Here is a 13383-nt window from a genome sequence, read left to right on the forward strand (position 1 = left end):
ATTATTCCTCCAATTTATGCATGTACCACAGATAATACTACTTTTTCCTTGTTCTTTCGCGTCATTCCGTTATCACTATCGATCCTAATCCGGCCACCATGACGGACTGAAATCAAGTCATGAACAACGACCGTTTCGTCCGGACGGTTAACTTCTTCCCAATTTAGGCGAACTTGACCGTGCTCTACTAGCTGTTTTGCCCGGTTCCGGGAGTAATTAAACCCAGCTGCAACGATGCTATCCAACCGGAGTGACGTTACAGTAGTGCTAACTTCTTCCCAGTCCTCGACGGGGTGCAAGACTTCATCTTCATCAACTAATTCCCACTTAATCTTGGCACGACCAATGTGGTGCACATTAGTCCGCAGGTACTTCGCCATCGTTTTGGTAACGACTACCTGCCAGCGTTCACCATCGCCTAAGATATCACCAAAGGCGTTTCGCTCTAACCCTTCACCAATGAGGGTTCCCATGATTTGGCGGTGGTGCAGCTCAGTAAATTTGACGGGGTAGTTAACCTCCAGAACAGCTAGTTCAAAGTCATCTTGCTGTGGCTGATAGTAAGTTGGATAAAAGAGTAAGCGTTGCATCTCGGCACCTGTCCAGGCACCACTGCTCGCCATTTTCACTTCATCTTCCCGGTTAGCTAGCGTTTGCGCAATATACCGCTGCCGTGGGTTAAGAAAATACGTTAAAACTGGCCGGTATTGCGTTATTGCCGTACTAATCCAATCAGCAACCTGGTCAATCAATCCTGCTTCATTAGGCCGAAAGTGCTGTTTAATATTTTCTTCCATAGTTTCATCGCTATCCGATAAAATGTGTCAATGCTGTTAAACCATTTTGAACCATGTATAAAACAAAAATTGCAACTACCGGTGAAAAACTAATCCCGCCAAGTGGTGGAATAAAATCAAACCAGTGCATATAGGGTTCAACCAACCGGTTAATGATCTCGCCTAAACGGGTGCTTCGTGCGTTGGGAAACCACGATAGCAGGCACCAAATAACGATCACCCAGATATAGGCATTGATCAGGGTATTTAATAGCCCTACTAGGAAAGCCATGTTGTCCTCCTTAGTCGTTAAAGTGATCAGATTCAGCCTTCAAACTACTTGAAAGATTGCCTGATACTTCAAAATTATTCGGTGCGCAGAGGAAAATTTCCTTGCCGATCCGTTTCATTTCACCATTAATTGCGTAAACAGTCCCATTTAGAAAATCAACCATCCGTGCAGCAGACTTACTATCCATCTGGGTAAAATTAACCACAATTGCCCGGTCAGCTAACAGCTGCGAGGCAATTTGCTTAACGTCCGCATACATCCGTGGCTCATACAGTGAGATTTGACTAACTTTTTGTCCCGCATGGGCTTGTCCTTCACTAAAAGAAACTACCTTATTCGACCCACTATTCCGTTGGGCCGGCTGGTTATTTTCATAATATTCATCTTGTTCAACTTCATCATCGCCAAACAAGCTCTTCAAAAAATTAGCTGCCATTTTTCTTCTCCTTTCTCTGCTAGTTATGAAAAAGAGGTGTAATCTAACCCGCTTGTTAAACTACTCCCCCTTTTACATTAATTATTTACGACGATTCTTAAAGAATGGTGGCGTCGACAGGTTATCATCATCACCATCATCTGAGTTAGCCGTGTCATCATTGAAAACATTAAATTCTGGCTTATCAACATGGGAAAACTGGTCATCAATCTTCTCGTTGGTATTTGAATTAACTTCTGCAGTTGGGTCATTCCAACCATCGAAGGGGTCGGCTGCTGCGTTATCGTTACCTTGTGGTGCAGCATCATTGCCCTGGGCCGGTTGTTGAGCTGGACGGGAAGCCTGTGGTTGCTGCCGGGCTGGACGAGTCTTCTTTGGCTTGTCAATTCCCGTTGCAATAACAGTAACCCGTACTTCGTCACCCATGTTCTTATCCAGTGACATCCCAAACGAAATATCAACATTGGTCCCAGCAGCCTGCTTAATTACATCAGATGCTTCCTGGGCTTCATACATTGCCATATCTTCACTACCAGTAATATCCATCAACACGTGTTGGGCACCGTCAATTGACAGTTCAAGCAGTGGTGATGAAATAGCCTTCTTGGTAGCTTCAGTAGCCCGGTTTTCGCCAGTAGAAGAACCAACACCCATCAAGGCCGCACCTTGGTTAGACATCAGCGTCTTGATGTCGGCAAAGTCAAGGTTAATGTAACCAGGGGTAACAATTAAGTCAGAAATCCCTTGAACACCTTGACGCAAAACATTATCAGCTTCCTTAAATGCTTCCATCATTGGGGTCTTTTTATCAATCATTTCCAGCAAACGGTTGTTGGCAACGATGATTAGGGTATCAACGTTGGACTTTAACTTCTCAAGCCCTTCAACGGCATACTTTCCCCGGCGTGGGCCTTCGAATGAGAATGGGCGCGTAACTACCCCCACAGTTAAAGCCCCACTATCCTTAGCTAACTTAGCAACAACTGGAGCAGCACCAGTACCGGTACCACCACCCATTCCGGCAGTAATGAAGACCATGTCTGCGCCTTCCAGTACCTTCTTGATTGCTTCTTCACTTTCTTGTGCTGCCTTTTCACCAACTTCTGGCTTTGAACCCGCACCAAGTCCCTTGGTCAATTTAGGACCAAGCTGAATCTTAGTTGAAGCCTTTGAGCTGTTCAATGCTTGCCGGTCAGTATTGGCAACGATAAAGTCAACACCCTTTACCTTCTCTGTAATCATCCGGTTAACGGCATTACCGCCACCACCGCCGACACCGATTACCTTAATCCGTGCGCCAGCAAATTCGTTATCCATCGTGCTTGTCTCGTTATCCATAGAAATCTTTCCTCCGTGAATTAATCAAATAGGTTATCAAACATGCCCTTTAATTTGCTACCAAATGAGTGTTTGCTCTTCTTTGGCTCTGACCGTTTTCTCTCCTTGGAACGGCTCTTTTCTGAACGCGTTGGCTGGGGCTCCTCATTTGACCACTGGTGAACCAGCTGCCGTCCACCATTAGTAGCTGGCTGCTGTTCTTCTTCCCTTGGGCTTTCTATTATATCAGGTTGCTGAATAGTTTGCTTTATTAACTTATCAACATCGGAAAGCTGACTTTCATACATTGATAAAGCCAGACTAGTTGCGTAGCCAGGGTGCCTAATTCCCATTTGTTCGGGTACGTATACCTTAATGTTGCCAGCAAAATACTGTTCAGCTAACTCTTTAACACCAGGCATTGCTGCCCCGCCACCAATAATAGTGACACCGCCAGGTAATTCCGGTGCATGAATTGATTGTAGGCGTTGGTGAATCCGTTCAAAGATTTGGCGCATCCGTGCCTCAATTACTTCTGACAAGTATTCTTCGGTAAACTGAACTGGTTCATTCTTGCCGACAACGTTAACATTAACCTGTGCCTCTGGGTCAGCTAAGCTTTGGTCGGCGTAACCATGATTAAGCTTTAGGCGTTCCGCATTCTTCAGGGAAGTATTAAGAACGGTCGAAATATCCTTTGTTACATACTGACCACCTTCAGGGTCAACAAAGGTATATTTCAGTTGATGGTCATGAACAATTGAAGTCGTCGTTTGACCACCGCCAAGATCAATTACCACCGTACCGAAATCCTGTTCGCCATCATTTAGCAGGTTGAAATCAGTCGCGATCGGTGAAATCACAAAGTCCTTGATCACGTAACCAGCACGCTGGACAGCCTTCTTGGTATTGTGAAGAATTGTCTTAGGACCAGTATACAGGGTTGCCTTCATCTCAAGACGGACACTGACCATCCCCCGTGGGTCTTTGATTCCACCAAAGCCATCAACGGAAAATTCAGTTGGAATCAAGTCTAAGACTGCCCGCTCAGGTGGTATATTCTGTGTCAATGTCTCCTTTGCGACATCAATTACGTCCTGGTTGACAATTTCTCGCGACTGTCCTTGCGAAGCAACCGTAATCATTCCATGAACTTTTTGCATTTGTAAATAGTTGGCTGGTAAGCCCACGATTAGTTTTTTAATGCTTAGATTAGATTTTTCCTCAGCTTTAGCAACAGCTTGTGAAATTGCTTGGGCAGTTTTATCAATGTCAACGATTACACCATGATTTAGTCCGGTAGAGGGTGCTATCCCTACGCCAATGACCTTTAGCTGCCCCTTCACATTTTCACAAACTAGTGCCTTAATCGAGGTAGTTCCAATATCCAATCCAACAAATACCTCTGAATTATCCATCTGAACGGCACCCTCCTAAAACAACAAATTATACTCAATTAAAAAATTTGTATTTTAATTTTATTCATGTTTGATTTTACCACATATTTCTAAGTTCAAAAATGCTTTATGTGATGTTTTCTGAAAAATCACTTGTCACGTGATCCATAACTGTAAGAATAAGCACCTACCTGAAGGTCGACCACTCCTGCCTGCTTCATTGTTGCTGCAATTGCTGGATAGTAGGCCATCTTCTTCCCCACGGTGTTCATGTTTGCATATACGGTATTGCCATCACGCATGTAAATTATCAACCGATTTGGTGCATCCTTAGCTGGCTGATAATTGACTGAAGAAATTGCATTCCTGATAACCGGCTTTAATTGGCCAATTTGAACAGCCGTCTTGGTCAGCTTTTGACGGTTGCCCGCAAAATGCTGGTAGCGGATCTTGCTTTTATCGCTCTTAGCTAATTGCAACTGACCATTGGCTAAAACATTATAATCCCGTTGGCCAATTTCAACCGTGCCCACAACTGGATTTTCCGTTACCGTTAATTGAAGTGACTGGGCACCAGTAACTTTAACCGCAACACTTTTCACTTGTGGATTACGTTGGTGAGCTTGACGACTGATCGACTTCTTACTAGCGGCGACACCCCAAATATAGCGTCCCGGGCGAACCTGTGTTGCATCTTCCACCTGTTTCTGGCTCAACTCGCTATTGCCGGTCACCGTAATGGTTCGAACCTTACTCAAGGGAGAAATAACATACAACATCAACAACAAAACGATACCAAAAAGGAGAATTAACTTGAGGACCCGTTCACCATTTGTGAAATAACGGTAAAGCTTAATTCCACGGACCTTATGGCCAATCCGCTCTTTTGGCTTAGCTGCTTCTAGGTTTTTGGTACTTCGTTGTTCAAGTTCTGTCAGCAGCTGCGAATAGCGCTGGTGCTCTGGAATTACTTTATCCTTATCCAAGTCCAGTCCTCCTTTCCATTTTATTGGTGTTCGTCAATTGCCCGGTGCAGTACCTTGATCAGGTGATCTGCTGCGTCAGGCTTCCCCATTTTCTTTGCTGCGGCGGCCATCTCTTCACGCAGTTCTTTGTTTTGCATTATTTTATCAGCTTGAACCAGCAGCGACCGTGCATCAAGCTGGTCTTCAGTAATCATTACACCAGCATTTTTCTTTACTAATGCCTGTGCGTTCTTTACCTGGTGGTTAGCGGTGACGTAAGGACTCGGGATAAGAATCGTCGGTACCCCCAGTGCCGTCACTTCCGCGATTGTCGTCGCACCAGCCCGTGAAACCAGGGCTGCTACCCGCGGCATCTTTGCTGGCATATCCTTAATGTAAGGAACAACCTTAATATTAGAACCAATCCTTACGTTTTTTAACTGCTCCTTGACGTGGTCATACCGTTTTTGACCAGTTGCAAAAATCACCTGGTAATCCCGTTGGTTAAATTCAGGAATCGCATCAACCACCGTTTGGTTAATCTTTGGCGCACCTTGGCTCCCACCAAAAATCATTAGGGTTGGGACATCATCCTTTAAGCCATAGCTTGTCCAGGAAAAATCACTGTCAACCTGTGATGCCACTTGTTGTGCACGCGGATTACCAACCATGGTGACCTTGTCTGCCGGAAACTGGCTACGTGCTGCCTCAAAGGCAATTGCTATCTGGTCAACATAGCGGCTAAGAAACTTATTAGTCACACCAACCACGCTGTTTTGTTCATGGATAACGGTTGGCACATGGTGCTTGGCTGCAGCATACAAAACGGCACCACTGACATAGCCACCCGTTCCTAAGACAACGTCGGGCTTAAAGTCACGAATAATCTTGTTCGCATGGTGAACCGACTTTAAGAAGAGGTAAACCGTCTTAAAATTTTCCAGGGAAAGTGACCGTTTAAATCCCTGCATTTGCATTGTCTCAAGCTTAATTCCCGCATCCGGGACAATTTTGTTTTCCAGTCCGCGGGTAGTTCCAACATAAAGGACTTCCGTGTCTGGTTCCACTTGCTTTAGCCGTTCAATTAAGGCCAGGGCGGGATAAATATGACCACCAGTCCCACCACCAGAAACTAATAACCGCATTAATTATTCTCCTTTTCGCCTGTTAATTTTTCAACTGCTTCAATGAACTTATCACCGCGCACTTCAAAGCTTGGGAACTGGTCCCAACTTGCATTCGCTGGTGAAAGTAAAATGACATCACCAGGGTCACTAATCTTCCATGCTTCCGGAACCGCTGTAATGGCATTTTCACTTTCCAAGATGGTTGGGATGCCCGCCTGTTCAGCGGCATCCTTCATCTTGTCCTTGCATTGACCAAAGACGATAATTCCCTTAACGTGCTTCTTGAAATAAGGCACCAGCCGTTCAAAGGTGTAACCCCGGTCGAGGCCACCAGCTAGTAAGATGACGGGTTGTTCAAACCCCTGCAGTGCAACCTCGGTAGCTTCAATATCGGTTGACTTGGAATCGTTGTAGAAGCGCCGTCCCTGGTAGTCTAGAACGTATTGAAGACGGTGACGAACCCCACCAAAGGTAGTCAGTACGTTAATAATATCTTCATTGGAAACGCCGCTTAACTTTGCCGCCGCTATAGCAGCCAATGCGTTCTCAACATTTTGTGGACCGATCAGGCGGATGTCTTTTGCCGCCATGATTTTTTCACCACGCCAGTAAATATCACCATTTTCTTCATAAGAACCTTCGTGACTCTTGTTTTGCCGGGAGAACGGAACGATCGTTGCCTGACTGCGGCGAGCAATCTCCTGCCATTCATCACGGTCCCAATTCATAATTAAGAAGTCATCTTTCGTCTGGTTGCGGGTAATGTTTAGCTTGGCATTGATATAGTTTTCACGTGTTTTGTGATAATCCAAGTGATTTGAAAAGATGTTGGTAATGATCGCAATGTGGGGGTGAATGGTTGGCGCACCAAGTAACTGGAAACTAGAGAGTTCAGTGACCAATGTGTCATCGGGGCCCATTTCTTCGGCAACTTTGCTAAAAGAAACACCAATGTTACCAGCATATTTGACATTATGAGTCGAACTCTTTGCCAGCATCAACTGGGTCAGCGTCGTCGTCGTTGTCTTACCGTTGCTACCAGTAACACTTACCAGGTGCCCCGCAAAAATTTCCCAGCCAAGCTCTGCTTCGGTAATAATCGGGGTCCCTTTTTCCACAAACTTAGCAACTAGCGGGTTATCGTACGGAATTCCGGGATTTTTAACCACTACGGCAAAATTATCATCAGCTAAGCTCAATGGGTTGCTGCCGGTAATGACCTTAATTCCGTCCTTTTCCAGTCCATCAATAATGGCCGGGTCTTTCGGCGTTTTCATATCATTAGCAGTAACGTTTGCACCTAGCTTGACCAGCAAGTGCGCTGCATTGAGTCCGCTAATACCAAACCCCATGACTAAAACATTTTTACCTTGATACTTCGTGACTTTTTTCATCTTACCAATTCTTCCCTTCAACTAACTTATGCAAATAAGATTGTTGCAACCGCAATAATTGCACCGATCAAGCCAACGATCCAGAAGACAATGTCAATCTTCCATTCGCTCCAACCACACATTTCAAAGTGGTGGTGGATTGGGCTCATCTTAAACAGCCGCTTACCCGTTAACTTAAATGATGCGACCTGTAACATGACACTTGCCGTTTCACAAACATACACAATCCCAATCACTAACAGTGACCATTCGTGGTGTAAGAGCAGCGAAACAGCTGCAAGCGAAGCACCAATTGCCAACGAACCCATATCACCCATAAAGATTTTAGCGGGCTTATGGTTGAACGGGAAAAAGCCGGCCAAGGTACCAATCATGGCTAGGCAGAATAGTGCAATTTCCGGATAGCCGGGGTTGTTGATTCCTACGAGGGCAATAATTAAGTAGGCAATAAAGGAGATAATACTTAACCCACTAACCAGTCCATCAAGACCGTCAGTCAGGTTAACCGCATTTGAAAAACCAACCATCCAGAAGATGATGAATAAGCCGTAAAGCCATCCATATTGACCGTTACAAAAACCCATTTGAAAACCTTCGTGCTGGTAAATTACCGTAAAGACCATTGCGGCAACCACCTGACAAAGTGCTTTTTGCCATGCCTTAAAGCCCTCATTTTGGTGGTGGAAGATTTTAATACTGTCATCCCACATCCCAATTAGTCCATAAACGACTAAGGTAAAGAGCAGTGCCCACAGGGTGTTATCAATTAATCCTTGCCATGCAGCAACCCATAAAACGGTAATCACTGCTGAAATGATGAAGAGCAAGCCCCCCATTGTCGGGGTTCCAGCTTTTTTTGCGTGCCACTTGGGCCCTTCTTTGCGAATCTGCTGTCCTTCCTTTTTTGCCCGGAAATAGCGAATTAACGAAGGCATTAAAAGAAAGGTAATTAAGAATGAACTAATTAACGTTAGTACAATCGATAATATATTCATTACAATCCTCCTGAATTATTGTTGTGTCTTATAAGTGACTGTTAATGTTTGATCCTTGGTAACTTTATCATTTGCTTTAATACTTTGCTTGCTTACGTAGCCGCTACCTTTTTCCTTTAATTTAAGGTTGAGCTTGTTAGCAAGCTGTTGGACGTCAGCAGAACTCCAGCCACTGATGTCCGGCATCCGGTACTGACCACCAGTATCAAGAATTATCCGCTGGTTTTTCAGTAATTTTGTTCCCGCCGTAACCGACTGGCTGCGGACAGTCTTGCCACTGCCAATCACTACTGGCTGAATATTAGCACCGGATAAGGCTTTATTGGCATCATCAGTACTCTTGCCAACCACGTTTGGCATTTTTACAACACTTGCGTTGGTTGACTTATTCTTCTCCAGTAACATCTTCATCACGGGGTTGAAGATTGAAGCCATTTGCTTAGTGGCCGAGGTGCTTAGGTTCTTCGGTTGCCGCAGAGTAATGTACATTACATAGCGCGGGTTCTTGGCCGGGGCCATTCCGGCAAAGGAGTAAAGGTAGTTCGTATCACCCTTACTATAACCATTTGCACCCCCAATTTGGGCCGTCCCCGTTTTACCGGCAACGCGGTGCCCCTTGATTTGGAAGTCGTGACCAAGACCCTTCTTATCGTAAACAACTCCTTGCATGTACTTTCGAACCTGCTTGGCAGTTGATGCCTTAATTGGCTGACTGACTTCTTTTGGCTTTGTCTGCTGAACAACCTTGCCATTATCATTGACAATCTTTTTGACAATGTATGGCTGCATCATCTTCCCGTTATTCGCAACCGCACCAAATGCCCGTAACATCTGCATCTGGTTGACCGTGATCCCCTGGCCAAACGCGGTGTTAGCTTGTTCAAGGATTCCCTTGAACTGGGTGAAGCCGGATACTTCATTACCCATACCATTGACGTTGACCTTCTTTAACAGGCCAAACCGCCGGATATATTTCATCCATGTCTTTGCACCCATGTTTTGTTCAACGTGAGCAAAGCCGACGTTACTCGACATATCAAACGCATCCTTGTAGGTGATTGTTCCCCAACCACCACTTGACCAATCGACGATTTTTCCACCGCCCATGGCCCAAGTACCAGATTGGAAGGTTGCATTGGGGTCAAAGTGGCCCGAATCAATTGCAGCACTTAATGCGAGAATTTTCATGGTTGATCCAGGCTCGTATGCATCCTGAACAAACATGTTCCGCCAAACTGGTTCTTTAGAATTAAGGGTCGGCCGTTGGGTTGCAGCCACAATCCGACCAGTCTTAGCATCCATTACAATTGCGGTAACCGCATTGGGCTGCCCGTTTTTGTAGACCTTGCCCACTTTTGTCTCTAGCATGTGCTGTGTCTTAGGGTCAATGGTTGTGTATATATCATCCCCATTAACCGCCTGCTTAGTGACCTCTTTGGAATTAGCAATCCGGTAACCATAGATATCCTGCTTATCTTTCCGCATCCCATTAGTACCGGTTAGCTGCTTATTAAAGTACCCTTCAAGGCCAATTTGCCCCACTAGTGTTGTTTGACCATTGGAGTTGGTCTTTGGTGAAGCAATCCCCAGGATCTGTGAAGCAAATTCTCCTTCTGGATACTGGCGGGCGGGCGTCGCAATGAAATCAATTCCCTGAAGGTTTTCCTTCTTTATCTTTTGCATTGTTGCAACTGACAGGTTGCTGCCAGCCGTACCAAATTCAACCTGAAATGCCTGGTTCTTCGTATTGAGCCGTTTGAGAATCTTTGAATACGGCATATTTATATACTTTGCCAATACCCGGGCCGTTTTTTCCTTGTTTTCAACGTACATTGGCTTTCCACTGGTCGACCGCTGATTATGGTCCAACACAGCATAAACGGTATATTTACTGGTGTCGGTTGCAATTGCACTACCCTTGCTATCGTAAATATTTCCCCGTTTAGCTTGGATGGTCCGCCGCTGAGTATAAATTTGTTCTGCTTGTGACTGCAAATTTACGTGCTGCACGTCACGATTAATTGCAATATACGCAAAACGAACGAAAAATAAGAAAAACAATCCAATCGTAATGAGAAACAGCCATTTCCCAAAATTTCCCCGATTATTATTTCTCTTAGTTTTCGCTCGTTGAGGTTCTTTATTCATTATCGATTAACGTTCCTTACGTTTGAATTTTTGTCAGTAAGACCATACTTGTGGGCAGCACGCTTCAAATTCGACTGGCTCGTCAACTCAGCAATTTCTTGCTGGTCACTTGCATTATTATTTTTAACCTGTGTTATCTTTGCTTGCAAATCTTGCAGGTCGTGCTGGCGAGTATTAATAGAGATTTTAGTAGAAAGTAAGGTAATAATCAATAGGAGGGTAATCGCACTACCAACTACCATTAGTAGCCGTTCAAAACGGTTCCAACGAACTGGTTGGTTGGCGGGCGTTACCTGCGTCGCTCTTTTCGGTGTTTCCTCTTCTTCATACTTTCTCGCTGCATTAGAACCCATTTTTAACACTATCCTTACTATTTAATCTTCTCAATAACTCGCAACTTTGCACTATGGGCACGGTGATTATTTGCCAATTCCTGCTCACTCGGTAAAATTGGCTTCTTATTTATTAATTTAAAATTGGGGCTCATCTCAGTGGGAATGACTGGTAACCCCTGGGGAAGGTCATCACTAACTGATGATTGTTCACGGAACATTGTCTTTACTAACCGGTCTTCTAGTGACTGGAAGGTAATTACACTGATCCGTCCCCCAACATTCAGCATCGTAAAAGCTTGTTCTAGCGATTCTTCAAGTGCACCCAACTCATCATTAACTGCAATGCGAATCGCCTGGAAACTTTTCTTTGCGGGATGACCACCATGGCGTCGGGCGGCCGCCGGAATTGCCTCTTTAATCACGTCAACTAGTTCAAACGTGGTCTTAATTGGGTGCTCCTGCCGGCGTTGTTCTATTTTTCGGGCAATCTGTTTAGCAAAACGTTCTTCTCCATAACGGTAAAGGATTTTCACTAACCGCTCATATGGCCATTCATTAACAACTTCCATTGCCGAAAGAGATTGTTCTTGGTTCATCCGCATATCCAACGGTGCATCCAGCTTATAGCTAAAGCCCCGCCGCGCATCATCAAATTGCGGTGAGGAAACGCCAAGGTCGTATAAAACCCCATCAACTTTTGTAATGCCTTGCTTTTGTAAGGCTGCTTGCAGGTGGCGGAAGTTGTCCTCCACTAGTGTTAACTTACCCGCCGCAATCTCACCTTTTAACTGTTCCTTATTATAAGAAATAGCCGTCTCATCCTGGTCAAAAGAATACAGGTGGCCGGTGGTGAGCTCGCCCAGAATTTTACTAGTGTGTCCACCACCGCCAAGGGTCCCATCGACATACGTTCCCGTCGGCTTAATGTTTAAACCGGCAACTGCTTCATTTAATAATACTGTTACATGGTTAAATGAGGCCACGATGGACCCTCCCTTCATTAAAAGTCAATCTGTAAGTCTTCTGCAATTTCGTCAAAATTATCAGCAGTGTCAGCTGAGTAGTCAGACCACCGTTCACCGCTCCAAATTTCAAAGCGGTTTGAAACGCCAATAATCACACAGTCCTTCTTCAAGGAGGCATGCTGGCGCAAAACGGGAGGAATATTAACCCGCCCCTGCTTATCAAGTTCACACTCAGTGGCCGCAGAATAAAGAAAACGGACAAAGGCCCGTGCGTCACGTTTTGTTAGGGGGAGCGTCTTCAGCTTTTCCTCTAGTGTCTGCCATTCATTTTGGGGGTAACCAAAAAGGCAGCCATCAAGTCCCCGGGTGATGACGAATGTTTCACCAAGTTGTCCGCGAAATTTTGCGGGGATGATTAGCCTGCCTTTAGAGTCAATCACGTGTTTGTATTCACCCATTAGCATGCTAACACCCCCTTTTACCACTTCATAGGACTAGTCTACCACATTCCCCCACTTCTCACCATGGCATTACAACAAAAAAGCGATAATCAAATTGAAATTTAACTATCGCTTTAAATTATTTTTATTATTAAATTAATGGAAGAAATCCGGAAAAAAGTGATGCCACAAATGACAGTACCGCAATGAACATTGAATAGTGCCAGAAAACTGGCCAATAACGCCGGTATAAGAACTCATGGTTGTGGGCCACCTGAACCGCAATCAAGATCAGTGCCAGTACCATCCAGATAGCAACCGGATAGGCAATCCAGTACCAGCCAAAGTTCCAAAACGCTAAGGCAAAGAATAAAAAGGTGGTTAGTATCCGCCAAATAATTAATTTTCTTTTACCGTGAAAGAGCCGGCTGACGATATACCTGATTCCCACATAAATCAAAATAACTAGTAACTGTAGGAGAATTCGTTGATAATTAATAGACACGCTTTATTTCCTTCCCCAAATTAATTTCCTTTAGTTTACCATAAACTTTCCTCACTGTTTGAAATCAGATAGTAACTTGCGGTAAACTACTAGGAGTTAACAAAGCTGAAAGGCAGGGATATTAATGCAACATAAGAAGAAAACCCGTTTTCAGAAGATTACAATGGTCGCTATTTGGCTAATGTTGATTGCCATGCTTGGCTCATTGATTTTCGGTGCGGTTGCTTCACTAGGTGCCTTCTAAAACATCCAGGAAGAACGGCTGGTCAAAATTTTAAATAGCAGGAAGTT

15 protein-coding genes are annotated in these 13383 nt (G+C 44.6%); 1 reads left to right on the forward strand and 14 read right to left on the reverse strand.

Annotated features, from left to right (window positions below; translation table 11 throughout):
• Nucleotides 1–14 precede the first annotated feature (14 nt).
• From QOS07_RS05105 to QOS07_RS05170, 14 genes are all read right to left on the reverse strand, one after another.
• Nucleotides 15–797 carry a YlmH family RNA-binding protein gene (locus tag QOS07_RS05105; RefSeq protein WP_283587922.1) on the reverse strand — a complete coding sequence of 261 codons (783 nt, stop codon included), beginning with the start codon at nucleotides 795–797 and terminating at the stop codon, nucleotides 15–17.
• A gap of 10 nt (nucleotides 798–807) precedes the next feature.
• Nucleotides 808–1068 (reverse strand): YggT family protein, encoded by a 261-nt coding sequence (locus QOS07_RS05110; RefSeq protein WP_283587923.1) that lies wholly within the window; start codon nucleotides 1066–1068, stop codon nucleotides 808–810.
• Between the two features lie 10 nt (nucleotides 1069–1078).
• Nucleotides 1079–1504, reverse strand: a complete 426-nt coding sequence (locus QOS07_RS05115) for a cell division protein SepF (protein ID WP_283587924.1) — start codon at nucleotides 1502–1504, stop codon at nucleotides 1079–1081.
• An 81-nt stretch (nucleotides 1505–1585) separates the two neighbouring features.
• Entirely contained in the window at nucleotides 1586–2842 is a 1257-nt protein-coding gene (gene ftsZ / locus QOS07_RS05120; protein ID WP_283587925.1) for a cell division protein FtsZ, read from the reverse strand.
• A gap of 20 nt (nucleotides 2843–2862) precedes the next feature.
• On the reverse strand, nucleotides 2863–4239 hold the full coding sequence (gene ftsA, locus QOS07_RS05125) for a cell division protein FtsA (RefSeq protein ID WP_283587926.1): 1377 nt from the start codon (nucleotides 4237–4239) through the stop codon (nucleotides 2863–2865).
• 128 nt (nucleotides 4240–4367) lie between these two features.
• Nucleotides 4368–5204 (reverse strand): cell division protein FtsQ/DivIB, encoded by an 837-nt coding sequence (locus tag QOS07_RS05130; RefSeq protein WP_283587927.1) that lies wholly within the window; start codon nucleotides 5202–5204, stop codon nucleotides 4368–4370.
• Nucleotides 5205–5224: 20 nt separating this feature from the next.
• Nucleotides 5225–6328, reverse strand: a complete 1104-nt coding sequence (gene murG, locus QOS07_RS05135) for an undecaprenyldiphospho-muramoylpentapeptide beta-N-acetylglucosaminyltransferase (protein ID WP_283587928.1) — start codon at nucleotides 6326–6328, stop codon at nucleotides 5225–5227.
• Nucleotides 6328–7704, reverse strand: coding sequence for a UDP-N-acetylmuramoyl-L-alanine--D-glutamate ligase (gene murD / locus QOS07_RS05140; protein ID WP_283587929.1), 1377 nt, complete (start codon nucleotides 7702–7704; stop codon nucleotides 6328–6330). Before murD ends, murG begins: the two co-directional genes overlap by 1 nt.
• A 26-nt stretch (nucleotides 7705–7730) precedes the next feature.
• Nucleotides 7731–8699 (reverse strand): phospho-N-acetylmuramoyl-pentapeptide-transferase, encoded by a 969-nt coding sequence (mraY, locus tag QOS07_RS05145; protein ID WP_283587930.1) that lies wholly within the window; start codon nucleotides 8697–8699, stop codon nucleotides 7731–7733.
• Between the two features lie 15 nt (nucleotides 8700–8714).
• Entirely contained in the window at nucleotides 8715–10847 is a 2133-nt protein-coding gene (locus QOS07_RS05150) for a penicillin-binding transpeptidase domain-containing protein (protein WP_283587931.1), read from the reverse strand.
• A complete protein-coding gene (locus QOS07_RS05155; protein ID WP_283587932.1) occupies nucleotides 10847–11200 on the reverse strand; it encodes a septum formation initiator family protein in 354 nt (117 codons plus the stop codon). The genes QOS07_RS05150 and QOS07_RS05155 overlap by 1 nt, the downstream gene beginning before the upstream one ends.
• A gap of 17 nt (nucleotides 11201–11217) precedes the next feature.
• Entirely contained in the window at nucleotides 11218–12165 is a 948-nt protein-coding gene (gene rsmH, locus QOS07_RS05160) for a 16S rRNA (cytosine(1402)-N(4))-methyltransferase RsmH (protein WP_283587933.1), read from the reverse strand.
• A 17-nt stretch (nucleotides 12166–12182) separates the two neighbouring features.
• On the reverse strand, nucleotides 12183–12611 hold the full coding sequence (gene mraZ, locus QOS07_RS05165) for a division/cell wall cluster transcriptional repressor MraZ (protein ID WP_283587934.1): 429 nt from the start codon (nucleotides 12609–12611) through the stop codon (nucleotides 12183–12185).
• Between the two features lie 127 nt (nucleotides 12612–12738).
• Nucleotides 12739–13092, reverse strand: coding sequence for a hypothetical protein (locus QOS07_RS05170; protein WP_283587935.1), 354 nt, complete (start codon nucleotides 13090–13092; stop codon nucleotides 12739–12741).
• 124 nt (nucleotides 13093–13216) lie between these two features.
• Between QOS07_RS05170 and QOS07_RS05175 the strand changes: the two genes are divergently transcribed.
• On the forward strand, nucleotides 13217–13336 hold the full coding sequence (locus QOS07_RS05175) for a DUF4044 domain-containing protein (RefSeq protein WP_283587936.1): 120 nt from the start codon (nucleotides 13217–13219) through the stop codon (nucleotides 13334–13336).
• The last annotated feature ends 47 nt before the right edge of the window (nucleotides 13337–13383 follow it).

Source organism: Limosilactobacillus viscerum (assembly GCF_947387525.1).
In the GTDB taxonomy this organism is placed as follows: Bacteria; Bacillota; Bacilli; order Lactobacillales; family Lactobacillaceae; genus Limosilactobacillus; species Limosilactobacillus viscerum.

Coding starts and splice junctions, on each gene's coding strand:
- mraY (WP_283587930.1), bottom strand. CDS start 8,699: ATGAATATATTATCGATTGTACTAACGTTAATTAGTTCATTCTTAATT.
- QOS07_RS05175 (WP_283587936.1), top strand. CDS start 13,217: ATGCAACATAAGAAGAAAACCCGTTTTCAGAAGATTACAATGGTCGCT.
- QOS07_RS05115 (WP_283587924.1), bottom strand. CDS start 1,504: ATGGCAGCTAATTTTTTGAAGAGCTTGTTTGGCGATGATGAAGTTGAA.
- QOS07_RS05110 (WP_283587923.1), bottom strand. CDS start 1,068: ATGGCTTTCCTAGTAGGGCTATTAAATACCCTGATCAATGCCTATATC.
- murG (WP_283587928.1), bottom strand. CDS start 6,328: ATGCGGTTATTAGTTTCTGGTGGTGGGACTGGTGGTCATATTTATCCC.
- QOS07_RS05105 (WP_283587922.1), bottom strand. CDS start 797: ATGGAAGAAAATATTAAACAGCACTTTCGGCCTAATGAAGCAGGATTG.
- QOS07_RS05150 (WP_283587931.1), bottom strand. CDS start 10,847: ATGAATAAAGAACCTCAACGAGCGAAAACTAAGAGAAATAATAATCGG.
- murD (WP_283587929.1), bottom strand. CDS start 7,704: ATGAAAAAAGTCACGAAGTATCAAGGTAAAAATGTTTTAGTCATGGGG.
- QOS07_RS05155 (WP_283587932.1), bottom strand. CDS start 11,200: ATGGGTTCTAATGCAGCGAGAAAGTATGAAGAAGAGGAAACACCGAAA.
- mraZ (WP_283587934.1), bottom strand. CDS start 12,611: ATGCTAATGGGTGAATACAAACACGTGATTGACTCTAAAGGCAGGCTA.
- ftsZ (WP_283587925.1), bottom strand. CDS start 2,842: ATGGATAACGAGACAAGCACGATGGATAACGAATTTGCTGGCGCACGG.
- ftsA (WP_283587926.1), bottom strand. CDS start 4,239: ATGGATAATTCAGAGGTATTTGTTGGATTGGATATTGGAACTACCTCG.